This window comes from Arthrobacter sp. OAP107 (assembly GCF_040546765.1).
GTDB lineage: Bacteria > Actinomycetota > Actinomycetes > Actinomycetales > Micrococcaceae > Arthrobacter.
Window position 1 is genome coordinate 1,296,219 of the sequence record NZ_JBEPOK010000001.1, and the last position, 25,128, is coordinate 1,321,346.

Annotated in this window: 28 protein-coding genes and 1 tRNA gene; 19 read left to right on the forward strand and 10 right to left on the reverse strand. The window is 67.4% G+C overall.

The window, feature by feature from the left end:
* Window positions 1-23 precede the first annotated feature (23 nt).
* The 3 genes from ABIE00_RS06065 (at window position 24) to ABIE00_RS06075 (ending at window position 1,952) form a co-directional block, all read left to right on the forward strand.
* Window positions 24-1,001, forward strand: coding sequence for a hypothetical protein (locus tag ABIE00_RS06065; protein WP_354258004.1), 978 nt, complete (start codon window positions 24-26; stop codon window positions 999-1,001).
* A 33-nt stretch (window positions 1,002-1,034) separates the two neighbouring features.
* The gene (locus ABIE00_RS06070) at window positions 1,035-1,835 is read left to right on the forward strand and encodes an SDR family oxidoreductase (protein ID WP_354258007.1); all 801 of its coding nucleotides are present in this window, start codon (window positions 1,035-1,037) and stop codon (window positions 1,833-1,835) included.
* Between the two features lie 44 nt (window positions 1,836-1,879).
* Window positions 1,880-1,952, forward strand: a tRNA-Ala gene (locus ABIE00_RS06075).
* A gap of 59 nt (window positions 1,953-2,011) precedes the next feature.
* Here ABIE00_RS06075 and ABIE00_RS06080 read toward each other — a convergent pair.
* The 5 genes from ABIE00_RS06080 to ABIE00_RS06100 all read right to left on the reverse strand — a co-directional run bounded on the left by ABIE00_RS06080 (window position 2,012) and on the right by ABIE00_RS06100 (window position 5,574).
* A complete protein-coding gene (locus ABIE00_RS06080) occupies window positions 2,012-2,413 on the reverse strand; it encodes an Hpt domain-containing protein (RefSeq protein WP_354258010.1) in 402 nt (133 codons plus the stop codon).
* 508 nt (window positions 2,414-2,921) lie between these two features.
* On the reverse strand, window positions 2,922-3,263 hold the full coding sequence (locus ABIE00_RS06085; RefSeq protein ID WP_354258013.1) for a hypothetical protein: 342 nt from the start codon (window positions 3,261-3,263) through the stop codon (window positions 2,922-2,924).
* 75 nt (window positions 3,264-3,338) lie between these two features.
* Complete coding sequence (gene zapE, locus ABIE00_RS06090) at window positions 3,339-3,845, reverse strand: AFG1/ZapE family ATPase (protein WP_354258016.1); 507 nt, start codon at window positions 3,843-3,845, stop codon at window positions 3,339-3,341.
* Entirely contained in the window at window positions 3,845-4,840 is a 996-nt protein-coding gene (gene corA, locus ABIE00_RS06095) for a magnesium/cobalt transporter CorA (protein ID WP_354258019.1), read from the reverse strand. The genes zapE and corA overlap by 1 nt, the downstream gene beginning before the upstream one ends.
* A gap of 185 nt (window positions 4,841-5,025) precedes the next feature.
* On the reverse strand, window positions 5,026-5,574 hold the full coding sequence (locus ABIE00_RS06100) for an Lrp/AsnC family transcriptional regulator (RefSeq protein WP_354263283.1): 549 nt from the start codon (window positions 5,572-5,574) through the stop codon (window positions 5,026-5,028).
* 156 nt (window positions 5,575-5,730) lie between these two features.
* Here ABIE00_RS06100 and ABIE00_RS06105 point away from each other — a divergent pair, with 156 nt between their 5' ends.
* From ABIE00_RS06105 to ABIE00_RS06115, 3 genes are all read left to right on the forward strand, one after another.
* Window positions 5,731-6,966 (forward strand): MFS transporter, encoded by a 1,236-nt coding sequence (locus tag ABIE00_RS06105; protein ID WP_354258022.1) that lies wholly within the window; start codon window positions 5,731-5,733, stop codon window positions 6,964-6,966.
* Window positions 6,967-7,094: 128 nt separating this feature from the next.
* Window positions 7,095-7,814: an ArsR/SmtB family transcription factor gene (locus ABIE00_RS06110; protein WP_354258025.1), complete on the forward strand. Its 720-nt coding sequence runs from the start codon at window positions 7,095-7,097 to the stop codon at window positions 7,812-7,814.
* Window positions 7,811-8,080, forward strand: coding sequence for a 2-nitropropane dioxygenase (locus tag ABIE00_RS06115; RefSeq protein WP_354258028.1), 270 nt, complete (start codon window positions 7,811-7,813; stop codon window positions 8,078-8,080). Before ABIE00_RS06110 ends, ABIE00_RS06115 begins: the two co-directional genes overlap by 4 nt.
* Window positions 8,081-8,087: 7 nt before the next feature.
* Here ABIE00_RS06115 and ABIE00_RS06120 read toward each other — a convergent pair whose 3' ends face one another.
* The gene (locus tag ABIE00_RS06120; RefSeq protein WP_354258030.1) at window positions 8,088-8,597 is read right to left on the reverse strand and encodes an Lrp/AsnC family transcriptional regulator; all 510 of its coding nucleotides are present in this window, start codon (window positions 8,595-8,597) and stop codon (window positions 8,088-8,090) included.
* 118 nt (window positions 8,598-8,715) lie between these two features.
* The gene (locus ABIE00_RS06125) at window positions 8,716-10,017 is read right to left on the reverse strand and encodes an MFS transporter (RefSeq protein WP_354258032.1); all 1,302 of its coding nucleotides are present in this window, start codon (window positions 10,015-10,017) and stop codon (window positions 8,716-8,718) included.
* 91 nt (window positions 10,018-10,108) lie between these two features.
* Here ABIE00_RS06125 and ABIE00_RS06130 point away from each other — a divergent pair, with 91 nt between their 5' ends.
* The gene (locus ABIE00_RS06130; RefSeq protein WP_354258034.1) at window positions 10,109-11,095 is read left to right on the forward strand and encodes a LysR family transcriptional regulator; all 987 of its coding nucleotides are present in this window, start codon (window positions 10,109-10,111) and stop codon (window positions 11,093-11,095) included.
* Between the two features lie 64 nt (window positions 11,096-11,159).
* Here ABIE00_RS06130 and ABIE00_RS06135 read toward each other — a convergent pair whose 3' ends face one another.
* On the reverse strand, window positions 11,160-12,092 hold the full coding sequence (locus ABIE00_RS06135) for a nitronate monooxygenase (protein WP_502914273.1): 933 nt from the start codon (window positions 12,090-12,092) through the stop codon (window positions 11,160-11,162).
* On the opposite strand from ABIE00_RS06135, the gene ABIE00_RS25935 reads away from it, so the two are divergent.
* The 10 genes from ABIE00_RS25935 to ABIE00_RS06180 all read left to right on the forward strand — a co-directional run bounded on the left by ABIE00_RS25935 (window position 11,982) and on the right by ABIE00_RS06180 (window position 21,139).
* Entirely contained in the window at window positions 11,982-12,230 is a 249-nt protein-coding gene (locus ABIE00_RS25935; protein WP_502914202.1) for a hypothetical protein, read from the forward strand. The genes ABIE00_RS06135 and ABIE00_RS25935 overlap by 111 nt on opposite strands.
* Window positions 12,227-13,207 carry an N-acetylglucosamine kinase gene (locus ABIE00_RS06140; protein ID WP_354258037.1) on the forward strand — a complete coding sequence of 327 codons (981 nt, stop codon included), beginning with the start codon at window positions 12,227-12,229 and terminating at the stop codon, window positions 13,205-13,207. Before ABIE00_RS25935 ends, ABIE00_RS06140 begins: the two co-directional genes overlap by 4 nt.
* Before the next feature lie 67 nt (window positions 13,208-13,274).
* Window positions 13,275-13,739 (forward strand): NUDIX hydrolase, encoded by a 465-nt coding sequence (locus ABIE00_RS06145; RefSeq protein WP_354258040.1) that lies wholly within the window; start codon window positions 13,275-13,277, stop codon window positions 13,737-13,739.
* A gap of 324 nt (window positions 13,740-14,063) precedes the next feature.
* Complete coding sequence (gene rsgA / locus ABIE00_RS06150; protein ID WP_354258043.1) at window positions 14,064-15,125, forward strand: ribosome small subunit-dependent GTPase A; 1,062 nt, start codon at window positions 14,064-14,066, stop codon at window positions 15,123-15,125.
* 216 nt (window positions 15,126-15,341) lie between these two features.
* The gene (locus ABIE00_RS06155) at window positions 15,342-16,448 is read left to right on the forward strand and encodes an ABC transporter ATP-binding protein (RefSeq protein ID WP_354258046.1); all 1,107 of its coding nucleotides are present in this window, start codon (window positions 15,342-15,344) and stop codon (window positions 16,446-16,448) included.
* Complete coding sequence (locus ABIE00_RS06160; RefSeq protein WP_354258049.1) at window positions 16,448-17,161, forward strand: ABC transporter permease; 714 nt, start codon at window positions 16,448-16,450, stop codon at window positions 17,159-17,161. The genes ABIE00_RS06155 and ABIE00_RS06160 overlap by 1 nt, the downstream gene beginning before the upstream one ends.
* Window positions 17,158-17,901, forward strand: a complete 744-nt coding sequence (locus ABIE00_RS06165) for an ABC transporter permease (RefSeq protein WP_354258052.1) — start codon at window positions 17,158-17,160, stop codon at window positions 17,899-17,901. The genes ABIE00_RS06160 and ABIE00_RS06165 overlap by 4 nt, the downstream gene beginning before the upstream one ends.
* Window positions 17,898-18,857 carry an ABC transporter substrate-binding protein gene (locus ABIE00_RS06170; RefSeq protein ID WP_354258055.1) on the forward strand — a complete coding sequence of 320 codons (960 nt, stop codon included), beginning with the start codon at window positions 17,898-17,900 and terminating at the stop codon, window positions 18,855-18,857. The genes ABIE00_RS06165 and ABIE00_RS06170 overlap by 4 nt, the downstream gene beginning before the upstream one ends.
* Before the next feature lie 171 nt (window positions 18,858-19,028).
* Entirely contained in the window at window positions 19,029-20,249 is a 1,221-nt protein-coding gene (locus ABIE00_RS06175; protein ID WP_331575648.1) for a pyridoxal phosphate-dependent aminotransferase, read from the forward strand.
* A gap of 35 nt (window positions 20,250-20,284) precedes the next feature.
* Window positions 20,285-21,139: a PPK2 family polyphosphate kinase gene (locus tag ABIE00_RS06180; protein ID WP_354258059.1), complete on the forward strand. Its 855-nt coding sequence runs from the start codon at window positions 20,285-20,287 to the stop codon at window positions 21,137-21,139.
* Between the two features lie 54 nt (window positions 21,140-21,193).
* Here ABIE00_RS06180 and ABIE00_RS06185 read toward each other — a convergent pair whose 3' ends face one another.
* Window positions 21,194-21,463 (reverse strand): exodeoxyribonuclease VII small subunit, encoded by a 270-nt coding sequence (locus ABIE00_RS06185; protein WP_354258062.1) that lies wholly within the window; start codon window positions 21,461-21,463, stop codon window positions 21,194-21,196.
* A gap of 79 nt (window positions 21,464-21,542) precedes the next feature.
* Complete coding sequence (gene xseA, locus ABIE00_RS06190) at window positions 21,543-22,826, reverse strand: exodeoxyribonuclease VII large subunit (protein ID WP_354258065.1); 1,284 nt, start codon at window positions 22,824-22,826, stop codon at window positions 21,543-21,545.
* A gap of 307 nt (window positions 22,827-23,133) precedes the next feature.
* Here xseA and ABIE00_RS06195 point away from each other — a divergent pair, with 307 nt between their 5' ends.
* The gene (locus ABIE00_RS06195) at window positions 23,134-23,982 is read left to right on the forward strand and encodes a hypothetical protein (RefSeq protein WP_354258068.1); all 849 of its coding nucleotides are present in this window, start codon (window positions 23,134-23,136) and stop codon (window positions 23,980-23,982) included.
* Between the two features lie 58 nt (window positions 23,983-24,040).
* On the forward strand, window positions 24,041-25,117 hold the full coding sequence (locus tag ABIE00_RS06200; protein ID WP_354258071.1) for a 4-hydroxy-3-methylbut-2-enyl diphosphate reductase: 1,077 nt from the start codon (window positions 24,041-24,043) through the stop codon (window positions 25,115-25,117).
* Window positions 25,118-25,128: the final 11 nt, after the last annotated feature.

Here is a 25,128-nt window from a genome sequence, read left to right on the forward strand (position 1 = left end):
ACATTCCTCATACGGTTTTGTGTGTGGACTTCCCCCTTAGCAGCTCAGTCATCCTCGTGGCTGCAGTTGCGCTCTGGATCGTTTGGGTTGCCCCTTACGTGCTCCGCAACGGCCGGCATCAGTTCCAGACTGCCGGTGACCTGACGCTGGAGAGCGTCGACGCCGAAACTGCAAACCCGCAAGCCGGAACGGTTGTGTATATGGCCGCCCAGCAGGAGAAACGCATGGACACCAGGAAGAGCAGCGAACCAGCTACAGGCCTCACCCCGGCTCCGTCCGGCAGCAGGCCTGCCGCCAAGGAAACCGGCGCCTTTCGGATCCGCTACGGACGGACGGCCATCGCGTTCGTTGGGCTGCTGTCCTTCCTGACGGCCATTGTGGCCGGAGTTCTACGGCTTTTTGGGCTCGGCAACCCCTGGGTTCCGGCCGTGGCGTTCCTGACCGGTGCTGCCGCCGTCGTGGTTTTGCGGCGACTGGCCGTCCGCGACCGCCGCAGGAAAGTCAGCGCCGCCTTCAGGGCGGCCATGGACTCACCCGCCGGCCGGGAGTCCGTTGCCGAGCCCCCCGCGGAGGCAGCACCCGCCCCCGAGCCTGCCATGCCCCGGGAAAATGCACTTTTCGATGCCGAGGCAGAAGCACCGAAGCCCAAGCCCCTGACGGCAGTCGAACTCCGCGAGGCGGCGCTGGAAGTTGCCCTTGCGGCCGGCGACGACAGCGCAGCAGCCCCGCTACAGGGCCCGACGGCTTCGCCCGATTCCAGCTGGGATCCGGTGGAAGTTCCCAAGCCGACCTATGTTGAAGCAGCCAAGGCCGAGCGTCCGGCACCTGAGCCGCTGGCGCTGCCCGAGGCCCCCAAGTCCGTGGGCAAGCCCTCACTCAAGCAGGGGCCAGCGGCCGCTCCTCCCGCTGCCTCCCCGAACGCCGCGCCCGCCAAGCCGCTGACCAAGGCCCAGAGCGCGCTGAGCAACCTTGATGACGTCCTGCAGCGCCGCCGGGCGTAACCGGAGGCCGGGGCCGGACCGGGCATCACGCTAGTGGTCCGCATCTGCGTTGCCGGCGGTACCGGCGAAGCCGGCCGTGAGGTGGTGCGCCAGGCCCTTGACCTGGGGCACGCCGTCGCCGTTCTGAGCCGGAACCCGCCGCTTCCGGGGGCCAGGGGCTATTACGACGGCGCCGCTTACTTCCGCGCGGACGTCACCACCGGAGAAGGGGTGCCGGAAGCGCTGGCGGGTGCCGGCGTCGTGATCGATTGCCTCGAAGCCCGGACCGGCAAAGCGTTGAGGCACTATGCTGCTGGCGGCGCACTGCTGCTCGGTGAAGCGGCGGCGGCGGGTGTTACCCGCGCCGTCCAGCTGTCCATCGTCAACTGCGACCAGAGCACCCTTTCCTATTACCGGTCAAAGGCGGACAAGGAGCGCGTGTACTCGAGATCCTTGCTGGAGACCCGCACCGTGCGGGCTACGCAGTTCCACAGCCTGCTGGCGGGGATTTTCGGTGCGGGTTCCCGCGCCGGGCTTGTGCCGGTGATCAAGGGTGCCCGGTTCCAGACCATCTCGCCTGCCGAAGTGGCGTCGGCGCTGCTCGCAGAGGCCCTGGCACCGCCTTCCGGTGGTTCCCACACCCTGCAGACGGTCGGAGGGCCGGAGGTGCTGGGCATGCGATCGCTGGCCGGCACCTGGAAGCGGATAACCGGCGCCAGAGGCCTGGTTACCGAACTGCCGCTGCCGGGATCCGCAGGCAGATTTCTGCGTGAAGGACGGAACCTGGTGCCGGACCGGCGGTACGGAGACACGACATTTGAGGCCTGGTTGGCAAACCGGCGAGAAAATTTGTAGCCTAGGGAAACCGGCGTTGGAGTTCCTTCGGAAAACGGCGCCACGGGGTTATAGCTCAGTTGGTAGAGCGCTTCGTTCGCATCGAAGAGGTCAGGGGTTCGAATCCCCTTAGCTCCACAGTTACACCCCGGTCTGCGGACCGGGGTGTTTTTGGTTGCAGAATCCGCGGCTGCGGCTCATGGGCCTGAAGAACCGTGTGACTTGGGCGGCAGATGGCCGCGCCGGGACGCTTCGCGGACTACCTGCCGGATGTTGGCGAACAGCACTGCCTTCACTGCTGTCATGTCCGGGTTGTGCCCGTGTTTCAGCGCGCTCTCCAGGCTGCCGCAGTATGCCTCGAGGCGCTGCGCGCCCGCCATCCCGGAGCTGACCCTCAGGCTGATGATGGCTTCCAGAGTCGTCTCCGCATCGCCGCGCGTGAGGCCCTTGAAGATCTTGGCCGCCCGCACGGGAAGCATCACCAGATACTCCTCCATGAACTTCTGCGCTGCGTCCTCCCCGGCTTCGTCCGTGAGGGTCTGCAGCGCACCGTCGTCCAGGACCGGAAGGTCCTGGCCCGCGTCAGCGTCCTCCACCATGCAGCCACCTCATCCAGTTGTCCACGTTGTCCTGCGATTCTCAACAAAATGGTCCGGGACGCAGCTCAAGAACCCGACACTGTCATCGCAGATTCGGATCAAGACTTCCTAGCGTTCACCCGGCCAGCCACAGCTGGGCGTCACCGGCAGCGGGCTCCAGCGGTTCCTGGCCGGGTCAGGTGATTGTCCGCCGGGTCCGGAGACATGGGGGGAATGCGTTCCGGACCCGGCAGTCTGAAGCGACGGTTCGCGGCTACCTTCCGCTTCAGGGACAGGAACAGTCTGCGGCGCGAACGCTATGAAACGCCGGAGCTACCTGAGAGCCAGGCTTCGCTTTTACCCCCTGGGTGAGGGGTCTCACGCCGCACGCCCAAGGAACTCCCAAGCTTGGGGCTGGCTATCTGCACCAGGAAAGCGTGGCAGGGGCGGTCCTGTTTGCCGACGCGAAAGGCGGCCGCGGGCAGGAGGAATGCCTGTCCGTGGCCGCCTGGCGTGGAAGAGATGCGGGCTACTGACCGCCGCAGAACTTGCTGTAGGTGCTGCCGGCCTGCTCATAGCCGGCCTTCAGCTCGGTGAGCTTCGCCTGGTCAGGTGTTTCCTTGGCGGACTCGTCCGTGTATTCCAGGATGGCCTGCAGCGCGGGCTGCAGTTCGTCCGAGGACACTGCCTCGATAGGACGGATCTGGTTGGCCAGGCGGGTCATGCCGGTCTTGCCCACGGAGTTCGTGGGGTTCGAGACAACCGTCCGGATCCGGTCGCAGGTTTGCGCGGTGGTGAGCTGCGGTGCGGCGCAGGCTGATGCGGAGAGGACGAACCCGGCAGCGAGCAGGGCAGTAGTGAGTTTCTTCATGATTCCCTCAGTAGTTGATGTCAATCGATTGTAAGCAGACGCAGCCGGCCCAGGGCGGACGGATTACGGCCGTTGCTAGCAGCCGCCGGACTGCTCATCCGCCAACTGCTCGTCCGACTCGATCCGGCGAAGCATGGAGAGCCGCTCTCCGATAAGGGACAGGACGGCGCCCACTTCCCCATGGGCGCTGCCCTCCGGCTCACCAAAGGGGCTGCCAAGCGGTCCCGGCGCGATGAGGAACGGCGTGATGTCCTGCCCGTGGAGGACGTCGAGCAAAGCCTGGAACCTCTGCCACCCAGCCTTGCTCGCCGCGGTCTCTGCAGAAGGTGAGGGTATGCCGTCCACCACCAAGGCCGGGAACCGCTGCGCCAGCAGAAGATAGTCCGCCGCTGTCCTCGACGCGCTGCACAGCTCGGCGAAGCCCACCCACAGGATGTCCGGGTCGGCGCCCCTGACCGCCAGGGGACCGGTGGGCAGGGGCAGTACGTCCCGCTGGGAAGGCGAAGGCCTGAAGAGCCCGCACGCGCCCAGCTGCCGTTCCGTGCCGGGCGTGATGACCAGGCCCCGGTGAAAACCGGCCACTAGAGCCAACCCTTCCGCTTGAAGATGAGGTACATCAGGGCGGCTGTGGCCGCCATCAGCAGTATCGCCATGGGATAGCCGTAAGCCCAGTGCAGCTCCGGCATGTGGTCAAAGTTCATGCCGTACACGCCGGCCACGAAGGACGGAGCGAAGAAGATGGCCGCCCAGGACGAGATCTTTTTTACCTGCTCGTTCTGCTGGGCGCTGGCCTCGTTTTGCCGGTTGGCCGTCAGCGTGCCGTCCAGGGTCAGCGCGTTCTGCAGGAGGTCGCGGAACGAATCGGCCCGCGAAATCACCCTCTCCACGTGGTCCTCGACGTCCCGGAGATTGTGCTGGAGCTCGTCGTCGGCATCGAAGTCGTCAAATCCCTGGTTGAGCTGCTGCATCATGGCCGGCAGCGGATGGATGGCCCGCTGGAACTGGATGACCTCGCGGGCGAGTTCGTAGATGCGGCGGGACACTGCGGAGTCCCCGGAGAAGAGCTGGTCCTCGATCTCGTCGATGTCGTTCTGCAGCCCGGCCACCACCGGGGCGTAGTCGTCCACCACCTGGTCCAGGAGGGCGTAAAGCACCGCCGGCGGTCCGTGCCGGAGGAGGTCCGGCCGGGACTCCAGGCGGCGGCGGACCTGCCCGACGCCGGACATCTCGGCATGCCGGACCGTGACCACGAAGTTCGTGCCAACAAAAATATGGAGCTCCCCGAATTCCACGGTTTCGGTGTCGTCGCGGTACCGGGCGGGCCTCAGCACGGTGAAAAGGCTGTCTCCGTAGCGCTCCAGCTTCGGCCGCTGATGGGCCGAGATGGCGTCCTCGACGGCCAGCTCGTGCAGGCCAAACTCTTCGGCGACGGCGGCCATCTCGGCCTTCGAGGGCCGGTACAGGCCGATCCAGGCCATTCCGCCATGGCTGCCAAGCGTTTCAAACGTCTGTTCCAGGTTTTCGGGCTCCGCGGCGCGGACCCCGTCCACGTAGACGGCGTTGTCGATGATGGTCACGGTGTGCAGGTCTCCGTCTGTTTGGGGGCAGGGCCTCGTGTTGGTCCAGGACATTCGGGCGTTTAGGACATGGCGCCGGTGATGGCTCCGGCGGCCGTCACAGCGAGGACATCATGGCCGGAGTCGATCAGCGTCACCGCGGCAGAGCGTCCGGCGAGGTAAGAGAGCCAATCCATCCTCGAATCCTATTCCGGCCGCAGCGTCGGGGACGCCGCAGCCGACTGGGTACCCGCCGATTGAACACCTGTCGACTGAACGAGGCGGCTGATCAGCGGCTCGGTCCGGTATGGGATGTGCGTGTGGAGGGCCAGCACCGTTTCGGTGCGGATCACACCCTTGATGCGCAGGATCGAGCGCAGTGCGGCCTGCAGGTTATGTGTGTCGGTGGCCACCACCCGGCACCAGACGTCGCCCCTGCCGGAGATTTCGTGCACTTCGAGGACCTGGGGGATGAGCCGCAAGGCGGCGATCACGCCGTCGAGCTCCCGGTGGGTCACCTCAATCGTCACAAAGGCGACGACGTCGTAGCCCACCGCTTCGAGGTCGATCTCGCGCCCGCCGTCGTGCAGGATGCCGGAGCGCAGCATCCGGCGCACGCGCGACTGGGCAGTGTTCCGCGCGATGCCCAGTTTTTCGCTCAGCTCGCCGATCTGGACCCGGGGGTCGCGGATCAGCTCGAGCAGGATCTTCAGATCCGTGGGGTCCAAGGTGTTCAAATCGTCACTCCGGTTCATGTATCCGGCCAAAGATTGATGGTTTTGCTCAATATTCCCACAGAATGTCGGGCCCGGTACGCACTCTTGCCGCATTCTTTAGGTACCAAGATTCCATCCGCGCGAGCCGCCCCCACAAGGGGCAGGTTCCGCGGACACACAGGCAAGGGCACGGGCATGACCGTCATTAGCGAACTTCGAATGCGTCCGGCTGCGGCCACCCGCTGGGGCTGGGATGCGTCCACCACCTCACGGCTGGCCATGGCCGGCGTCGTCATTTTCACCCTCTTGGTGGGCGCAAACCTGGCGACCCCGTTGTATCCGCTGCTGCAGATGCGGCTGGGCATCAGTTCCCTGGGCATCACCGTCGCGTTCGCTGCCTATGTCCTGGCGCTCGTGGCCACGCTCATGCTGGCGGGGCACTGGTCCGATCACATTGGCCGCCGTGCCGCGCTCCTCCTTGCCGTGCTGACGGGGCTCGCGGGCGGCCTGGTCTTTGCGAACGCGGACACTCTTGCCGGGCTGTGCGGCGGCCGGGCACTCCAGGGCGTTGCAGTCGCCCTGGCCACGGGGGCGAGCTCGGCGGCCCTGCGTGAGCTGCTGCCGGAGCGCCCGGAGTGGGCCTCCCGCTTCACCCTGCTGGCCTCGGCCGGGGGAGTGGCGGCCGGCCCCGCGATCGGCGGGATCCTCTCCCTCCTGCCGGGCTCCACCACCACGCCGTACCTCATCCATTCGATCGTCCTGGCGGCCCTGCTCGTCCCGCTCTACCTGCTGCGCGCCCGCCCCGCCATCAAGCCTGCCGCCGGCCCCCGCCCGCTGAAGGCCCTGGCCCCCCGCCGGCCGACGGTGTCCAGCGAGGCCCGCGGTGCATTCTGGCTGGCGGCGGCCGTCGGCTTCCTCAGCTTTGCCGTCTTCGGCTTCTGCCTGTCCCTCGCACCAAGCTATTTCGCGAAGATCATCGGCACCGATTCCCGGCCGCTGATCGGACTGCTCGCCGGGCTCACCCTCGGGGCGTCCGCCCTGAGCCAGCTGATCGCCGTCCGCAGCAGGTTCGCTGTGCCGGCAGGGCTGGCCGTCCTGGGCGGCGCGGTGGCGCTCATCGCCGCCGCGGCTGCCGCCGGCAACCCGTGGCTGCTGGTCGCGGCGAGCGTGGCCGCGGGCCTCGGGCAGGGAGTTGCGTTCCGGACCGTCTTCAATGACGTGGCCGGAAAGGTGGAGGCGTCCCGGCATGCGCAGATCATCAGCACCGTCTACGTGATCACCTACCTCGGCAGTGCCGTCCCCGTGGTGGGGCTGGGGTTCGCGACGGCGGCCTACGGACTGGACGCGGCTGTCGCCGGATTCGTGACTGCCTGTGCCTGCGCGGCGGGGCTGCTGGCAGCGGTCACCTGGCGCCACGGCCTCCAACGGTAGCAACGCAGGAACCCGGCCGGGTTGCGACGGCGGGCACCCACCACCGGCTTCTTGCAAAGAAACTATTGCAAAGAAATGGTTGCAAAATAACCGTTGCAAATAAATCTTTGCAACGGTAGCCTTGGCGTATGGCCACCCACCCCACCCCCGAAGCCCCTGATGTGCAGGAACTGCCGTACCCCGTCCGGAAGATGGACCCCGCCTCCCTCAGGGCCCTGGCCCATCCGCTGCGGGTCCAGATCTTGGAAATGCTGTCACGGTACGGCGCGCAGACGGCGTGCAGCCTCGGCGAGCTGCTGGGGGAGTCCAGCGGTTCCACAAGCTATCACCTGCGCCAGCTGGCCAAGCACGACTTCGTCCGGGAGGTCGAGGGAAAAGGCACGGCACGGGAACGGTGGTGGGAACGGCCGCGCGGCGCCATCGAGGTGTCCTCGCCTGAACTTGCCAGTTCCCCCGCCACCCAGGAAGCGTCGCGGCTGGTCAATCGGGAGTTCGAGCACCGCCGCCAGGCCGTGCTCGCCGATTTCATGGCGCACGGGGCGGACACCCTGGACCGCGACTGGCTGGAAGCGGCCACGGTCAGCACCGCCAACGTGCGGATGAATGAGGAGCAGCTGGACGCGTACACACGGGCCATGGAGGCCTACTCCTACCGGCTGCTGGAGGAGATCCGCGGCGAGGGGGACCAGGAGGGGGCCCGGCCCGTGCAGATCCACTTCAACGCCTTCCCCATCCTCGGTGTCCCCGCTTCCGCAGGCACCCGCGGCCAGCGCAAGACGCAGAACCCGCCCCAAGCGGAATCCAGCAGCACAAAAAAGTCAGCGAGTCCCGAAAGGAAAGAGCCATGAGTGCTTTATCGCTCAACCAGTCCGTCTCCGGCTACCGCCGTGCCTCTGTCCTGGAAGCTGTGGCGGTCCGTGTCGGCGCCGGCCTGGTGGCGTGGGCGGAGCGGCGCAGGGTTGTTCCGGAGGAAACCGTGCGGCAGCAGCGCAACGCCGCGCGTCGCCGGGACGAGCTGGCCCTCCTCCGGGGCGACATACTCGGCGCAGCGCACTCGGGCCTGCTGCTTCCCGCCGCCAAGGGTGAAGGCCCGCGCTCCGGCAGGACGGGTTAGCCGCAGGTCAGTCCTGGTCGGGCAGCGGCCCGTGATTGCCCTGCATGTGGTCGAACACCAGTGTGGTTTCGGTGTGGCCCACCACGGGGTCGGTGGCGAGGTTGTCCAGAACCCAGTCCCGCAGGTCCTCTGTGGTGGCGACGGCGATGTGCAGCAGATAGTCGACCGAGCCCGACGTGTGGAAGGTCGACAGCACGGCGGGCAGCTTGGGGACGCGGGAGGTGAACCGGTCGATCTGCTCCCGGTCGTGCGCGCGGAGCCGGACGGCGATCAGCGCCTGCACCGAACGGCCGATCGCGGAAAGGCTCAGTTTCGCCTCGTATCCCTGGATGATGCCCCGGTCCGAGAGTGCGCGGGTCCGCATGAGGGCGGTGGAGGGGGCGATGCCCACCAGCTCCGCCAGCTGTTTGTTGGAGATCCGGGCGTCGTCCACCAGGGCCGCGAGCAGCCGCTCATCGATGGCGTCGAGCGGTTCGTGCCCCGCCGCCGGCCGAATATTCTTCGGGTTGCTGCTCACGGATCCTCCTGAAGTGTCCTCCGTTCATCTTAGCGGCGGCAAAGTGGCCAAGACATTCACGGGCAGGCGGCACTTCCGAACATCTGCAGGCTGGCCGATCTGTTAGGCGGCGAGTTATTCAGGAGTGCTGGAGGCTTGCTTCGTCCTGCCGGCGCGGCTGCCGCTGGCGCCCGGAAGTGGGATGCACGACGGCGGTGATCACCGCCGTCGTGCATCCCAGGATGATGACGGCGGCAGCCAGCGCCGGCCAGCCGAAGGACTGGAACACCAGTCCACCTGCCCAGCCCAGAATGCTGGAACCGAGGTAGTACGCGAGGTTGTACAGCGACGCTGCCTGGGCCCGGCCGGTCTGGGCGATGGCTCCGGTCCAGCCTGAGCCGATGCTGTGGGCCGCGAAGAAGCCGCCGGTGAAAATGATGAGGCCGGCCAGTATCAGCACCAGCACCTGGGTAAGGGTGAGGGCCAGGCCAGCCGCCATTACCGCAATGCCGGCCAGCAGCACCGTGCGCCGGCCGAAGCGCTGCGTGAGGGCGCCGGCCCAGCGCGAGGTGACGGTGCCCGACAGGTAGGCCAGAAAGATGAGGCTGATGAGCGTGGCCGGAAGGCTGAACGGCTCGCCGGAGAGCCGGAACCCGAGATAGTTGTAGACGGCCACGAAGCCGCCCATCAGCAGGAAGGCCTGCACGTAGAGCGCCAGCAGCCGCGGATTGGCCAGATGGCCGGACAGGGTCCTGGCAGCACCGCGGAGGCCCATCCCACGGGCCGGGCTGAATCCGCGGGCCTTGGGGATAAGGACCAGGAAGAGCACGGCCGCCACGGTGGCCAGGACGGAGACCGCGAGGGCGGCGGCGCGCCATCCCCAGAGTTCCCCCGCCGGTCCGGCCACCAGCCTGCCGGCCAGTCCGCCCAGCGTGGTGCCCGCGACGTAGCTGCCCGCGGCGACGGCGGCGTGCGCCCGGTCGATTTCCTCGTTGAGGTAGGCGATCGCGATGGCAGGAATGCCGCCCAGGGCCATGCCCTCCAGCATCCGGAGGCCCAGCAGGACGGGGAAGGACGTGGCCAGCGGCACCAGCAGTCCCAGGGCCGTGGCCAGGCAGATGCCCCACGTCATGGCCTTTACCCTCCCGATCCGGTCGGCGAGGAACGACCAGGGGATGACGGTGACGGCGAGGCCTACGGTGGCCAGCGAAATGGTCAGCGCGGCCTCCGCGGCGCTCACCCGCAGCTCGGCGGCCATGACGGGGAGCACTGCCTGGGTGGAATAGAGCTGCGCGAAAGTGGCCACGCCGGCGAACGCCAGGCCAGCCAGGATCCTGCCGTAGGCCTGTGAACCCTTCCGGTGCCCGTTCCACCCGCTGCCTGCCGGCGGCCGGGACTGGCCCGGCGAACTTCGGGGAGCGTGCTTGTGGGGCGTTGGCATGCCTTCAGCGTAAATCCATGCTGACCTAGCATCCAATGCATGATTCATCGATAATTCATGCAGAAGCGGATTGATTGAGGGAGGAAAACCTTTGGACATCAAGCATAGGCAGCTGGTGCAGCTGCTGCCGATTCTGCCGCTGCTGGCGGAGCTGGGGCGGACACAGCACATCACCGAGACCGCCGAGCTGCTGGGCGTTCCGCAGTCGACCGTCAGCCGCGCCCTGGCACGCGCCAGCGCTGCAGTGGGGACCGATTTGCTCGTCCGGGACGGCAGGGGAGTGCGGCTGACTCCTGCCGCCACGACGCTGTTGCCCTATGTGGAGTCGGCGCTGGCCGAGTTCCGCGCCGGCCTGGACCTTGTCCGGCACGAGTCGGAGGTGGTGCGCGGCCGGATCGCTGTGACCTTCCAGCACACGTTCGGCGAGGCGACGCTGCCACTGCTCATCAGCGCGTTCCGGAACCGCTATCCGCAGACCGAGTTCGATCTCAGCCAGGGCTCACGTGACAGCTGCCTGGCCGAACTCTCCTCCGGCGCCGCCGATCTCGCCCTGACCGCGCCCGTGGCGCCCGCCGGCAGGACCATCGGCTCCGCCGCGCTGTACCGGGAGCCGCTGCGGCTCGTGGTGCACCACCGGCACCAGCTGGCGGACCGGAAGTCGGTGAGCATGGCCGAGATCCGGAAAGACCCTTTCGTAGCGCTCGAATCCGGTTACGGGCTGCGCTCGCTGACGGATGCCCTGTTCCGGGAAGCCGGTTTCCGGCCGCGGATCGCCTTTGAGAGCCAGGATTCACACACCGCCCGCGGCCTGGTGTCCGCCGGGCTGGGCGTGAGCATCCTTCCGCCGGAGGGCGGCAGCGGCCCGGGCCGGGGCGTCACGGCGGACACCGGGGATCTGGGCTGGGTCGAAATCGCGCTGGAATCGGAACTGGCATACCGCGAAATCGGCCTGGCCTGGCGTGAGCGCCGCAGCGTGCGGGAGGGCGAACCGGACGCCGTGCGCCTCTTCCGGGAGCTGGTGCTGGACGAGGGGCCGGCTCTGCTGGCGGGGCTGGTCCGCGCCCGGTCGGGCGCCTGACCGGCCCCTCGCTGCCGGTCTCTCGCTGCCGGCCCCCTTGCTGCCGCGCGTCTTGGTGCGGGGCTCAGACGTCCAGGAGCGCGCCTACCGCGTCCGCCACGGATCCCGTCCTGGCCGAGCGCCAGCCTTTGCCCGCCCAGAGATTCAGCCGCTCCCGGTCGCCGGCGGCGGCCGCTGCCGCGCGTATGGGGGCGGTCAGATGGTGGATGGCGGGGTAGCCCTCCGGGGCGTCCCCGTGGTCGCGGACGAACTCATTGACGAGCGCCCGGGCGTAGCGGCCGGTGAAGGCCCGGGTGGGTGTTGTTTCAGTGAAACGCTCATCGCCGAGGGCGTCTTTGTGCAGCTGCCGCGCGCCGCTTTCATCCGTCCGCAGCAGCGCCGTTCCCACCTGGGCGGCAACCGCTCCGGCCGCGATGACCGATCTGACGGCGGCGGCGTCGGACACCGCGCCGGCCGCGATCAGGGGAAGGTCGACGGCGGCCGCCACCTCCCGAATCAGGTCAGGCGTCGACGGCGGCATGCCGCCCTGATTCGTCGCGTGCAGGAAGGCGCCGGAGTGGGCCCCGGCACTGCCGTGCTGGACGACCAGTCCGTCGAATCCGCGCCCGGATGCCAGTTCAGCCTCGGCGCGGCTGGTGACCGTGGCGAGGACGGTTGACCCCGCCTTCCGGAGCGCCTCGACCACTGCGGAATCGGGCAGCCCGAAGGCGAAGCTGACCAGTTCGACGGGGTGCTCCAGCAGGAGGTCGATCTTCGCCTGCCAGGCATCGTCGTCATCAAGCACCAGGGGCGGCACGGTCACGCCGTAGCGCGCGGCGTCCTGGCCGAGGCTGGTCCGGTAGTCCTCCAGCGCGGCCACGGCGTCGGGGGAGGGGTTCAGCTGTGCATGGTCGGGAACAAAAACGTTGACGCCGAACCTGGCTCCGGCGTCCCGGCAGGCACGGATCTCCGCGCTGACGGCGTCGGCACTCTTGTAGCCCGCGGCGAGGAAGCCCAGCCCTTGGCGCGGTGGATGGCCTGGACGAAGCCGGGCGTGGACGTCCCGCCTGCCATGGGTGCTGCAACGATGCGGGTATCGATCTCGGCGTGGGGCATGGCCGGCTCCTTGGGGCTAATCAGTACGCTGTTCTGGTGACTAACTCTGACAACCTATCCGGTGCGGCCCCCGGTGCGTCCAATGCAGCTTCGTCCAGTCCGGCCTTCGCCGGTGCTGATGCCGGCGCCGCCCGGCCAGACGGCGTCGTGATCGGACTCGACATCGGCGGCACCAAAACCAGGGGCGTCCGCTTCGAGCACGGGGAACCGGTAGCAGACGGGAGCGTGGGAAGCGCCAACGTCCAGAACGTCAGCCGCGCCGAAGCCGCTGCGCATCTGGCGGAGCTTTTCGCCAAGATCGGCAGCGGACCCGTGGCACAGGTCTACGCCGGCGCCGGCGGGATCGACACCGAGGAGGACGCCGCCGCCCTGGCCGCCCTGATCGAGCCGCACGCCCCGGGTGCCCGGATCACCGTGGTCCACGACTCACGGCTCCTGCTGGCGGCCGGGGGCGCCAGCACCGGCGTCGCAGTCATTGCGGGCACCGGCTCGGCGGCCTGGGGCACGAACGGCGGCGGCGAGGCGCGGGCCGGCGGCTGGGGCTACCTCCTGGGTGACGAAGGCAGCGGCTACTGGCTGGGCCGGGAGGCCGTGCGGCACAGCCTGCGGCGCATGAACCAGGGGCAGGAACCGGATGAGCTGACCCGGGCGCTGCTGGACTCCTGCAACACCGATGACCCGAACAAGCTGATCGCGCTCTTCCACTCCCCGGAGACGGGCCGCCGCTTCTGGGCGCAGCAGGCCCGGCTGGTGGTGGAGGCGGCCGACGCCGGCCACAGTGTTAGCCGGGGCCTGATCGACCAGGCGGGCAAGGACCTGGCCGACATGGCCGCCCAGGTCCTCCGGCAGCTGGAGCTGGACGGACCGGTCATTCTTGGCAGCGGCCTGGGCATGAACGTTGTCCGGCTCCAGGAGTCCTTCCGGAAACACCTCGCCGCGGCGGGGGTCAGCGACGTGCGCATCCTGGAGCAGGATCCCGTCTTCGGTGTTCCGCTGCTGGTCCGCGAGCAGGCCTGAGGAACTTCAGGTCAGGACGTCGCGCCCGGCCGCCGGCACGCGGATAACACGGGGCTACGCTGGAGCCATGACCGTTCTCTTCGACACCCGCCCCGCCGCCTACGCCGTGATCATCCGCGACAGTGCCATCCTCCTGGCGTACTGGAAGCAGGACGGCAAGGAAGGCTGGACGCTGCCCGGCGGCGGGCTGGACCTGGCCGAGCACCCGGTGGACGGCTGCATCCGCGAGGTCTTCGAGGAGACCGGCTACCGTGCCGAAATCGGGCCGATGCTGGGGATCGACGTCGGGCACTGGCCGGCGGGTTCGCGGCTGGACGGGGCGGAACGCGACTTCCAGGCCCTCCGCCTCGTCTATGAGGCCAGGGTTACGGGCGGGGAACTCACCCACGAAGAGAACGGCACCACCACGCACGCCGCGTGGATACCGCTGACCGACATCGGCTCGCTCAACAGGGTGTCCCTGGTGGACGCCGCGCTGCGGCTGTTCCGCGAGCGCCCGGTCAACGGCAAGCTGGACTCAATTCCCGAGTAAATTCCCTAGCCAGCCGGCGCCCGGCTGGCTATTCTGGGGGAGTCCCCGGACCTTTGTCCGGCGGCGGCCAATCTGGCATTTGAACTTCGTGCGGGGGAGGTGGACCTGATGATTGCAGAATTCGTGCGCGCTCCGCGCCCTGTCGAAAACACCTTCATTACTCCTGCCCCTGCTGCCCACTCGTAGCCGGTCCAGCACACCCGGTGCACAGCGCACTGCCTGGACGGCCGGCGGCGCTGCGGGGCCAACCCGAGGTTCACAGTGAAAAACTCTTCCGGCACTCGTGCCAACCAGCTTCAAGGCCCTTCAATAAACATTGACTCAATGCCCGGCCCGCTCCAGTACGGCTTCACGGCGGCAGCGGCGCAGCACTTCGCCGCCCATCCGGCCGGCGGCGGCGAGGCGGCCGCCCGCGTGGTCCGGGTGGACCGCAACCGTATTGTCGCGGCCACGGCTGACGGACTGGTGCACCTGCCCTATCCGGCTGGTGCGGTGCCAGCCACCGGCGACTGGATCTGGATCGGACGTAACCGGGCGGCGGAACCGGCCGTCGTCGGCGTCCTTCCGCGCACGTCCGAGCTGAGCCGCAAGCGTGCCTTCGACCCGTCCACGGAGGCGCAGGTCCTGGCCGCGAACATCGACATGGTGGGCGTGGTCGTTCCCGTGGACCGTCCGCTGAGCCACAACCGGCTCGAACGGACACTGGTGGCCGTCTGGGACTCCGGCGCGACACCCCTGGTGATCATCACAAAGGCGGACCTGGCGGACATCGCCGATGACGTCGTCGGGAAGGTCATCCTGCAGGCAGCCGGCGTGGACGTGGTGACCACCTCTGCCGAGCAGGGGGACGGCATCGACGAACTGCTTTCCCGGGTCCGGCCAGGCGGGACGCTGGCCCTGCTCGGACCCTCCGGTGCCGGAAAGTCCACGCTCATCAACGCGCTCGTGGGCCATCACGCCCAGTCGACGGGTGACGTGCGCACCACCGACGGCAGGGGCCGCCACACCACCACCTCGCGGGAACTGGTACCGCTGCCCAACGGCGCCGTGCTGATGGACACGCCCGGTGTCCGCGGCTTCGGGCTGTTCGATGCCGACGGCGGGATGGAGGAGATGTTCGGGGACCTGCAGGTGCTCTTCGGGCAGTGCCGCTTCTCCGACTGCGCCCATGACAGGGAACCCGGGTGCGCCGTCCGGGAGGCGCTCGACGACGGCTCCCTCGAGGAGCGGCGGTGGGCAAGCTACCTCAAGCTGCAGCGCGAACTCGCCGCCCTGGAGCGGCGCCACGACGCTGCGGCGAGAAGGGCGTACCAGCGGGAATGGCACCAGAAAGTGGTGGTGGCTGGCCGGAGCCAGCGGGCCGCAGAGCGCTACCGCCATTCCTGAGACTGGACAAAGACTCCTCCACCCATCCGGGAGGGGACTGGCCCCGAATCACCGGTGTTTGTCTCCGAATGATTACGGTGTCCGTGCCTGCCGTGGTTTTGCTTCGGGCACTGGTTACGCTGTGTCAAGACGCGCTTTACAGCCAAAAAACAGCGTGCTTATGATCAATTCGCTTTACCGTCCGATGTTGCCGCCCAACAGTTAGGTAAGCCGGGTATGGCCGAAGCCATGATCGAGTTCCAGAGCGTCACCAAGCAGTACCAGAGCGGGCAACCGGCGGTGGACCAGCTGAGCATGTCCATTGACCGCGGCTCCATCACGGTGTTCGTGGGACCATCAGGCTGCGGCAAGACCACCTCCCTGCGCATGATCAACAGGATGGTGGAGCCCACATCCGGGACCATCACCGTGGGCGGACGGGACGTTACCTCAGTCCCGGCGGCAGAGCTCCGGCGATCCATGGGCTACGTGATGCAGTCGTCCGGTCTGATGCCGCACCGCTCCGTGGTGGACAACATCGCCACCGTGCCGCGGCTGAATGGGGTGCCGAAGGCTGACGCCCGCAAGCGCGCGGAAGAACTGCTCGACGTCGTGGGGCTGGCTCCGTCGCTCGGCAAGCGGTATCCGTCGCAGCTCTCGGGCGGCCAGCAGCAGCGCGTCGGTGTGGCCCGGGCGCTCGCCGCCGATCCGCCGGTCCTGCTGATGGACGAACCCTTCAGCGCTGTTGATCCCGTCGTCCGCGACGAACTGCAGCAGGAACTCCTGCGCCTGCAGCGCGACCTGGCCAAGACCATCGTCTTCGTCACCCACGACATCGATGAGGCCACCGTGCTGGGGGATAAGGTGGCGGTCTTCGCCGTCGGCGGCAAGCTGGCCCAGTATGCCACGCCGGAGGAGATCCTGCGGGCACCGGCAAACGAGTTCGTGGCTTCTTTCGTGGGGCGGGACCGCGGATTCCGGCACCTTGCGTTCACCACGGCCGACGGCGTCACGGTCCACCCCGTGGACACGGTCACCCGGGGCGGGGACGGCAAAGCGAACCAGGTCGAAACTGCGAACCCGGCCGCCTGGCGGCTCGTGGTGGATGACCAGCGGCGCCCGCTGGGCTGGGAAGGCCCCGGCCTGGACTCCGAGCTCATCCCCGGCGGCTCGCTGTTCCGGCCGGGCGATACCCTCAGGCGCGCCCTGGACGCCGCCCTCTCCTCACCTTCGGGGCTCGGCGTGGCGGTCGACGGCGACGGCAGGGTAGCCGGCGTCGTCAAGGGCGCGGAGGTGCTTTCCGTCATCGAGTCCGCGCGCCAAACCCGGCAGGGCGCGCTCTGATGGACTGGTTCCTCGCGAACAGCCCCATGGTCTTCGAGCGGGCCGGCCAGCACCTGGTTTTGGCACTCGTTCCGATGGTCCTGGGCCTGCTGATCTCGATCCCGCTGGCACAGGTCTCACGGCGGCACAGCGCACTCCGGCAGCTCGTGGCCACCGTGAGCTCCCTGCTCTACACCATCCCGTCGCTCGCGCTGTTCATCATCCTGCCGCCGCTGCTGGGAACCCGGATCCTTGACCCGCTGAACGTCATCGTCGCCCTGACCATCTACGCCGTAGCGCTGCTTGTGCGGGCCGCGATGGACGCCTTCGACTCCGTGGATGACGACCTCCGCCAGGCGGCCGTGGCCATGGGCTACAAACCGGCCGCCCGCTTCCTGCAGATCGACCTGCCGCTGTCCCTGCCCGTGATGTTCGCCGGCCTCCGCGTGGTGTCGGTGAGCAACATTTCGCTGGTGAGCGTCGCCGCCCTGCTGGGCGTCGGCAACCTCGGGATGCTGTTTACGGACGGACTGCAGCGGAACTTCGTCACCGAGGTGGTGGTGGGGATCGTCGCGATCCTGCTCCTCGCCGTCGTCATGGATGCGCTGCTGGTGATCCTGGAACGGGTCCTCACGCCGTGGACCAGGGCCGGGTCCGCAAAGTCCGATGCGCACGCCAGGTCCGGCGCCGAATTCATCGCCGACGCCAAGGTGCACGCGGGGGCGGGCTCGTGAACATCTTCACCGAAACCTTCGCCTGGCTGGCCGACCCAACGCACTGGTCCGGCCCGGGCGGGATACCCGTCCGCCTGCTCGAACACCTGCAGTACAGCTTCCTGGTCCTGATCATCGCCGCCGCCATCGCAGTCCCTGTCGGGCTCTACATTGGCCACACCGGCAGGGGCCGCGTGGTGGCCGTGGCCGTGGCCGGCGCCCTCCGCGCGCTGCCCACGCTGGGGCTCCTGGTGCTGTTCGCCCTCGTCGCCGGCAGCGGCCTCATGCCGCCGGTGTGGGCGCTGGTCATCCTCACCGTGCCGCCGTTGCTGGCCGGCACCTATGCCGGCATCTCCAGCGTGGACTCCAACGTGGTGGATGCCGCCCGTGCCATGGGCATGAAAGAGCTGCAGGTCCTGTTCGGCGTGGAGGTTCCCAACGGGCTCCTGGTGATGTTCGGCGGCATCCGCACGGCTGTGCTGCAGGTGATCGCCACCGTGTCGGTGGTGGCATATCTTCCGCTCGGCGGCCTGGGGCGCTACCTGTTCGACGGACTGGTGCTCCAGGACTTTCCGCGGATGCTGGCAGGTTCGCTGCTCATCGCGGCGCTGGCGATCGTCGTCGATCTTGTCCTGGCGGCAGTGCAGCGGCTGGTCGTTTCACCGGGACTTTCCGCACGTTCCAAGGGCGGCCGCAAGGCCGCTACCGATCTCTCGGCTGCCGCGCCCGCGGCGGCCGCTGTTCAAGGAGGCACCGCATGAAGTACCCCGTCCGCACGACCCTTACCCGCCGCGGCCTGGGCGGCCTCGCCGCCGGTGTCGGCGTCGCCCTTGCCCTGTCCGCCTGCAGCAGCGGCAATCCGCTGTCGTCCCCCTCCACGAGTGCAGCCGGCGGCGCCACCTCCGGCGGCTCCCTCGTGGTCGGTTCGGCGGACTTCCCGGAAAGCCAGATCATCGCCGAGATCTACGCCGGCGCTCTGAACGCGGCCGGCGTCACCGCCACCACCAAGCCGAACATCGGCTCCCGTGAGATCTACTTCAAGGCCGTCCAGGACGGTTCGGTGGACGTCGTTCCCGACTACTCCGGCAACCTGCTTTCCCACGTCGACGCGCAGGCTGCCGAGGTCACGCCGGAAGACATCATCAAAGCACTTCCGGGCAAGCTGCCCCAGGGCCTCGCCGTGCTTGACCCGTCCAAGGCCGAGGACAAGGACGCCATGGTGGTCACCAAGGCCACCGCGGAGAAGTACCAGCTGAAGTCCATCGAGGACCTGGCCAAGGTCTGCAAGGACCTGACCATGGCTGCACCTGCCACGTTTGAAACGCGCTCCTACGGGTTCCCGGGGCTCAAGAAGAACTACAACTGCGAACTCAAGGCGCTCAAGCCCTTCAGCGACGGCGGCGGCAACCTCACGCTGCAGGCACTCCTGAGCGACGAGGTGCAGGTGGCCGACATCTTCACCACCACGCCGTCCATCGCGGACAACGACCTGGTTGTGCTGGAGGACCCGAAGAACAACTTCAAGGCCCAGCAGGTGCTGCCGCTCTACAACACGGCCAAGGTGACCGACAAGGCCAAGGAAGCGCTCAACAACGTCTCCAAGACCCTCACCACCGACGACCTGATCAACCTCAACCGTGCGGTGAGCGGAACCCAGAAGCAGAACGCCAAGGACGCTGCTGCCGCCTGGCTCAAGGACAAGGGCATCGTCAAGTAGGCCACGTGCCAACCCAACTGACTCGCACTTGTTGTCGTTTTGAAGCCCCAAAACGACAACAAGTGCGAGCTACTTGGGTGACGCCGCCGTCCGCCGGCCCGTTACGTCCGCGGTTACCCGTGTGAGGCACGTCTCCCCGGAAGTACATCCCGCTTGTGGCATATTTGATGAATGGCAGAATTCAAGCAGTCCACCAAGCTTCATAATGTCCTTTACGACATCCGTGGACCGATTCTTCAGGCCGCCCAGCAGATGGAGGCAGAGGGTCACCGCATCCTCAAACTGAACATCGGCAACCCCGCACCCTTCGGTTTTGAAGCGCCGGACGCGATCCTGGTGGACATGATCCGCCACCTGCCGCACGCCCAGGGATACAGCGATTCCCGCGGCATCTTCTCGGCCCGCACCGCCGTCTCGCAGTACTACCAGACCCGCGGCATCCAGAGCATCCACGTGGACGACATCTATCTGGGCAACGGCGTCAGCGAGCTCATCACCATGTCGCTGATGGCCCTGCTTGAAGAGGGCGACGAGATCCTCATCCCCACCCCGGACTACCCGCTGTGGACCGCCTCGGTGGCGCTGGCCGGTGGACGTCCGGTGCACTACCTCTGTGACGAGGACTCGGGCTGGCAGCCCGACCTGGAGGACCTTGAGGCCAAGATCACGCCCCGCACCAAGGGGATCGTGGTCATCAACCCGAACAACCCCACCGGCGCCGTGTACCCGGAAAGCACGCTGCGCAAGATCGTTGCCCTGGCTGAGAAGCACGGGCTGGTGCTCTTCGCCGACGAGATCTACGAGAAGATCCTTTACGAGGACGCCGTGCACGTGAACATGGCAGGGCTCACCGGCGACGACGTGCTGTGCCTGACCTTCAGCGGGCTGTCGAAGGCCTACCGCGTCTGCGGCTACCGGGCAGGATGGATGGCCATCTCCGGGCCCAAGAAGGAGGCCGCGGACTACCTCGAGGGCATCAACCTGCTGGCCAATATGCGGCTCTGTGCCAACGTCCCGGCCCAGCACGCCATCCAGACTGCCCTGGGCGGATACCAGAGCATCAATGACCTCATCCTGCCCGGCGGGCGGCTCCTGGAGCAGCGGAACAAGGCATACGACATGCTCAACGCCATCCCCGGCGTCAGCACCCAGCAGGCGCGGGGAGCCCTCTACCTGTTCCCCAGGCTGGACCCCGAGGTCTACAACATCCGGGACGACGAAAAGTTTGTCCTGGACCTGCTCAAGGAACAGAAGATCCTGGTTTCCCACGGCCGGGCGTTCAACTGGGTCCGGCCCGACCACTTCCGGATGGTGACCCTGCCCAACGTCAAGGACATCGAAGAAGCAATTGGCCGGATGGGAGACTTCCTCAGCAGGTATCAGGGGAACTAGCCTTTACCCACAGACAACCGTGGAAAGAGGACCCGATGGCCGGCGTTGTGGAATTCACGAAGCTCCCCTCCGAAACGTTGAAAGCCGGGAAGGGATTCCAGCTGGCCGACGTTGACGCTGACGCCACGGTGGGTTACCCGGGGAACAAGGCCGACGGCGAGCTGCTCCTGGAGGAACTGGACGCAAAGCTCGCGCGGCTTCAGGAGCAGCTGTTTGCCGAGTCCAAGTTTGGTGGTACCAAACGCGTCCTGCTGATCCTGCAGGGTATGGACACCGCCGGCAAGGGCGGCATCGTGAAGCACGTGCTGGGTGCCATGGATCCGCAGGGCGTCCAGTTCAAGTCGTTCAAAGCCCCCACGCCGGAGGAAAAGGCCTACGACTTTCTGTGGCGCATCGAACGGGAAGTCCCGGCCGCCGGCATGCTGGGTGTCTTCGACAGGTCCCACTATGAGGACGTCCTGATCCACCGGGTACACCGCTGGGCGGATCCGAAAGAGCTTGAACGCCGCTACCGGGCGATCAACGAGTTCGAGGCCCGGCAGGTGGCTGTCGGGACCAAGGTGGTCAAGGTCATGCTGCACATCAGCAATGACGAGCAGAAGAAGCGGCTGCTGGCCCGGCTGGACAATCCCGCCAAACACTGGAAGTACAACACCGAGGACCTTAAACAGCGCGCGTTCTGGGACGACTACATGGCCGCCTACCAGGCTGCCTTCGACGAAACCAACACCGAGTACGCACCCTGGTATGTCGTGCCGGCCAGCAAGAAGTGGTACGCGCGCATCGCGGTCCAGCAGCTGTTACTGGAAGGGCTCGGCGAGCTCGAACTGGAGTGGCCAAAGGCCGAGTTCGACGTCGAAGCCGAGCGGCGCCTCGTCGACCGGTCCTGATGCGGGCTTAGTCTCCGGCAGAGTCCGTGCCAGGCGTCAGTTGTCCGCTGCCGCTCAACTGTCCTTGCGGGCAGCCGCCAGCCTCTTCCGCGCGCCCTCCAGCCATTCCTCGCAGCGCCGGGCCAATGCCTCGCCGCGCTCCCACAGGGCCAGCGAATCCTCGAGGCTGGTACCGCCCGCCTCGAGCTTGGAGACCACGGCCACCAGCTGTTCCCGTGCCTCCTCATAGCTCAGGGCATCGATGTCCGGAGGAAGCGCGGGACCGGGCTGTGATGTGTTCGGCTCTGAGTTGCCGGAGTCTGTGCTGGTGCTCGGGTCTGTCATTTTTTCTGGCCTGTCGTGTCGATGGGGGCGTTGGCTGCCGGCGCCGGTGCGGCGGCGCTGGCGTAGTTTTGGGGGCGCGTTATGGTGCGCCCGTGGATTCCGCGCCGAACCGCCCGCCGGCCACCCGGACCGAGAGCGGGGTACCGGCGGGGGCCTGGGACGGCTGGCGGACAACTGCACCGCCGGACCCGGAAAGCTGCACCACGGCGTAACCGCGGTCCAGGGTCTGCTGCGGTGACAGGGCCCGGACCTGCGCCTGGAGGTGGACCAGCTGGTCCGAAGCCCTCGTGACTGCGGCGCTGATGGCCGCCGTGGACCGGCGGGCCAGCCGTTCGACGTCGTCCGCGCGCACCGTGATCATGCTCTCCGGAGCCGCGAGGACCGGGCGGGACCTGATTGCCGCCAGGCGGTCCGTTTCGCGGGCTACCAGCATTGTCACGGAGCGGCGCAGCTGGGCTTCAGCCTGCCGGACCCGGGCTAGTTCTTCCGAGACTTCCGGGACGATCCGCTTTGCCGCGTCCGTGGGCGTGGAAGCCCGGAGGTCGGCGACATCGTCCAGGATGGGCCGGTCCGCCTCGTGCCCGATCGCGCTGACCACCGGAGTCACCGCGGCGGCTACGGCGCGGATGAGTTCCTCGCTGCTGAACGGCAAGAGGTCCTCCAGCGCGCCGCCGCCACGGGCAATGACGATGACATCGACCTCGGGACGGGCATCGAGTTCGCGCAGTGCCTTGACCATCTGCGATACAGCGGTGTTTCCCTGCACCGCGACCTCACGGATCTCGAACTCGACCGCCGGCCAGCGCAGGGCCGCGTTGCGCAGCACGTCCTTCTTGGCATCGGAATCGCGGCCGGTAATGAGCCCGATCCTGTGGGGAAGCAGCGGCAGGCGTTTTTTCCTCGACTCGGCAAAGAGGCCTTCCCCGGCGAGGGCATGGCGCAGCCGTTCAATCCGTGCGAGGAGGTCTCCCAATCCGACCGGCCGGATGTCCTTCACCGACATGTTAAGGCGTCCGGTCTTCAGCCAGAACTCAGCCTTGAGCAGGGCCACCACCCGGCTTCCGCGCTCAAGCGGCGTCTCCTGCCGGTCGAGCAACTTGGACCAGATGGAGGCCGGCAGGGAGATCTCGGCGTCAACATCCCGGAGCGTGAGGAACGCACTGCCGCCGCGCCTGTTCAGTTCGATGACCTGACCTTCAACCCAGGCGGCCGGTGCCCGTTCGATGTGCGTCTTGAGCTTCTGCGACAGCAACTGCAGCGGCCAGGGGTTGTCCGGGCTGGTCTCAGCGGCGGTGGCCGGCACCGTGCTGGGGCCGGCTCCGGGGGCTGTGCCGGGTACAGGGACGGTGGCGTTTTCAGCCATGTGCAGCCCCGGTGGCGGCGAATGCCAGTTGCATGGTCGCGGTCCTTTGCCTGTGGATGGTGCGTGCCGTGGGTTAATCAACTCTATCCATAGCTGTATCACCGGGCTCAGACATTGCTGATGATGCGGCCTTGTTGGTAGCCGCCATTGCCGATGCTCCGAGATTTTCGATCGCCGGACATTTTGATCGCCGGACATTTTTGATCGCAGGACACCGCGCCTAGGATGGCAGTGTCTTCCCGACCGGCGAGGCACCTGACCAGCCAGAAACTCGACAAGCCGAGAAACCCGACCAGCTAGGAATCCCTTGCGCTTATTTCTTGCGGCCTTGGCCGTCATCCTTGGTCTCCTGCTTTCCGCCGCCGCCGTTCCGGCCATCTGGGTGGACCGCAACATCGTGCAGGAGGACGGCTTCGTTGCCCTCGCGGCGCCTCTGGGCAGGAACCCGGATTTCCAAAAGCGTCTGGCGACCGCCGCCGTCAACAGCATTGACACCGGCGGGACCATTCCGGCGCAGGTGGCCGCACTGGTCCGGCCGGTGCTGGAAAAGGCGGCAACCTCCCTCACCGGCCTGCCTGGTTACCCGGCTGCCTGGGAAGAGACGCTGCGCAAGAGCCACCGCCTTAATTTCGCCGATCCGTCGTCCCTGCCGCCCGAAGCGGACTCGAGCACCTCGCTGACCCTGGACGTGGCCCCGCTCGTCGGCCTCGCTGCCAAGCAGATATCCAGCCAGGTGGGTGTTCAGCTTGAGGCTCCGCGCCAGACCCTGGTGAACATTGGCCAAACGGGCCAGCGCCAGCTCATCGAACGGGTTTCGGCCTACGCTCCGCTGGGGTACAGCCTGGCGGTCGGTGCCGGCGTCGCGTTCCTTCTGGCGCTCGTGACCGCCCGCCGGCGGTGGAAAGTACTGGCCGGCGTAGGAGTGGGCGCGCTCGCGCTTTCCGGACTGTGGACGCTGGCGTCCCGTTGGGCCGCCGACGCCGTCCTGGGCACCGCGAGCGGAAACGAAATGGCAGACTTGTTCAAGCGGGAGTTCGTGGCGGCTTCCGCCGCCGGGTTTGCGCCCTGGACGCTGGCGGCGGCGATCACCGGCGCGGCCCTGATCGCGGCCGGCCTGCTGCTCAGGGTGGTCGGCGGCCCTGCCCGCAGGCGTTGAGCCCCATGCAGCCGATGCGCCAGCTTATGGCCTGCCGCCCAGCCGGTAGCATGGAGCAATGACTTCCTCTGCAGTTTCCCTTTCGATGCCAACCGTCCCGCGCCGGCGGCGTTCGCCGGAGGAAGTGTTCGCGGCGGCACCGGTCCCGGGCCCCAAGAGGGTTCTGCTGGCAGCCCCCCGCGGATACTGTGCAGGCGTGGACCGAGCGGTCATCGCCGTCGAAAAGGCCCTGCAGCACTACGGACCGCCGGTCTATGTCCGGAAGCAGATTGTCCACAACGTGCACGTCGTCAGCTCCCTTGAGGAGCAGGGCGCCATCTTCGTGGACGAAACGGATGAGGTGCCTGAAGGCGCCCTGGTCATCTTCTCGGCCCACGGCGTGTCCCCGGCCGTGGTCCAGTCCGCGGAGGACCGCGGACTGCGCACCATCGATGCGACCTGCCCCCTCGTGACCAAGGTCCACAAGGAGGCCGTCCGGTTCGCCAAGGACGATTTCGACATCCTCCTGATCGGCCACGACGGCCACGAAGAGGTTGAGGGGACGTCCGGCGAGGCCCCCGACCACATCCAGATCATCAACGGCCCCCACGAAGTGGACAAAGTGACGGTCCGGGACCCCGAAAAGGTCATCTGGCTTTCCCAGACCACGCTCAGCGTGGACGAGACCATGGAAACCGTCCGGCTGCTCAAGGAACGGTTCCCCACGCTGCAGGATCCGCCGAGCGACGACATCTGCTACGCCACGACCAACCGCCAGGTGGCCATCAAGAAGATCGCGCCCCAGGCAGATCTGGTGATCGTGGTGGGCTCGGCAAACTCCTCCAACTCCGTGCGCCTCGTGGAGGTGGCACTCGAATACGGAGCCAAGGCATCGTACCGTGTTGACTTCGCCAACGAGGTGGACGAGTCCTGGTTCGAGGGTGTTGCCACCGTGGGCGTGACCTCGGGCGCGTCCGTTCCGGAGGTCCTGGTCAAGGACGTGCTCCGCCTCCTGGCCGACTATGGATACGACGCCGTCGAAGAGATTGTGACCGCGGAGGAGGACCTGCTCTTCTCCCTGCCCAAGGAGCTCCGCGCCACGCTCAAGGAAGCCGGGGATGTGTCCCGCGCCCTCGGCGGACGCCGCTCGCGCTAGCAGCGCCAGGC

Excerpts from the sequence above, each read along its gene's own strand:
- rsgA (WP_354258043.1), top strand. The coding sequence starts at position 14,064 with ATGCCCGGCCCGCTCCAGTACGGCTTCACGGCGGCAGCGGCGCAGCAC.
- ABIE00_RS06115 (WP_354258028.1), top strand. The coding sequence starts at position 7,811 with ATGAGTGCTTTATCGCTCAACCAGTCCGTCTCCGGCTACCGCCGTGCC.
- ABIE00_RS06105 (WP_354258022.1), top strand. The coding sequence starts at position 5,731 with ATGACCGTCATTAGCGAACTTCGAATGCGTCCGGCTGCGGCCACCCGC.
- ABIE00_RS06200 (WP_354258071.1), top strand. The coding sequence starts at position 24,041 with ATGACTTCCTCTGCAGTTTCCCTTTCGATGCCAACCGTCCCGCGCCGG.
- ABIE00_RS06085 (WP_354258013.1), bottom strand. The coding sequence starts at position 3,263 with ATGAAGAAACTCACTACTGCCCTGCTCGCTGCCGGGTTCGTCCTCTCC.
- xseA (WP_354258065.1), bottom strand. The coding sequence starts at position 22,826 with ATGGCTGAAAACGCCACCGTCCCTGTACCCGGCACAGCCCCCGGAGCC.
- ABIE00_RS06175 (WP_331575648.1), top strand. The coding sequence starts at position 19,029 with ATGGCAGAATTCAAGCAGTCCACCAAGCTTCATAATGTCCTTTACGAC.
- ABIE00_RS06170 (WP_354258055.1), top strand. The coding sequence starts at position 17,898 with ATGAAGTACCCCGTCCGCACGACCCTTACCCGCCGCGGCCTGGGCGGC.
- ABIE00_RS06110 (WP_354258025.1), top strand. The coding sequence starts at position 7,095 with ATGGCCACCCACCCCACCCCCGAAGCCCCTGATGTGCAGGAACTGCCG.
- ABIE00_RS06125 (WP_354258032.1), bottom strand. The coding sequence starts at position 10,017 with ATGCCAACGCCCCACAAGCACGCTCCCCGAAGTTCGCCGGGCCAGTCC.
- ABIE00_RS06100 (WP_354263283.1), bottom strand. The coding sequence starts at position 5,574 with ATGAACCGGAGTGACGATTTGAACACCTTGGACCCCACGGATCTGAAG.
- ABIE00_RS25935 (WP_502914202.1), top strand. The coding sequence starts at position 11,982 with ATGGTCGGGAACAAAAACGTTGACGCCGAACCTGGCTCCGGCGTCCCG.
- ABIE00_RS06160 (WP_354258049.1), top strand. The coding sequence starts at position 16,448 with ATGGACTGGTTCCTCGCGAACAGCCCCATGGTCTTCGAGCGGGCCGGC.
- ABIE00_RS06180 (WP_354258059.1), top strand. The coding sequence starts at position 20,285 with ATGGCCGGCGTTGTGGAATTCACGAAGCTCCCCTCCGAAACGTTGAAA.
- ABIE00_RS06145 (WP_354258040.1), top strand. The coding sequence starts at position 13,275 with ATGACCGTTCTCTTCGACACCCGCCCCGCCGCCTACGCCGTGATCATC.
- ABIE00_RS06080 (WP_354258010.1), bottom strand. The coding sequence starts at position 2,413 with ATGGTGGAGGACGCTGACGCGGGCCAGGACCTTCCGGTCCTGGACGAC.
- ABIE00_RS06155 (WP_354258046.1), top strand. The coding sequence starts at position 15,342 with ATGGCCGAAGCCATGATCGAGTTCCAGAGCGTCACCAAGCAGTACCAG.
- ABIE00_RS06185 (WP_354258062.1), bottom strand. The coding sequence starts at position 21,463 with ATGACAGACCCGAGCACCAGCACAGACTCCGGCAACTCAGAGCCGAAC.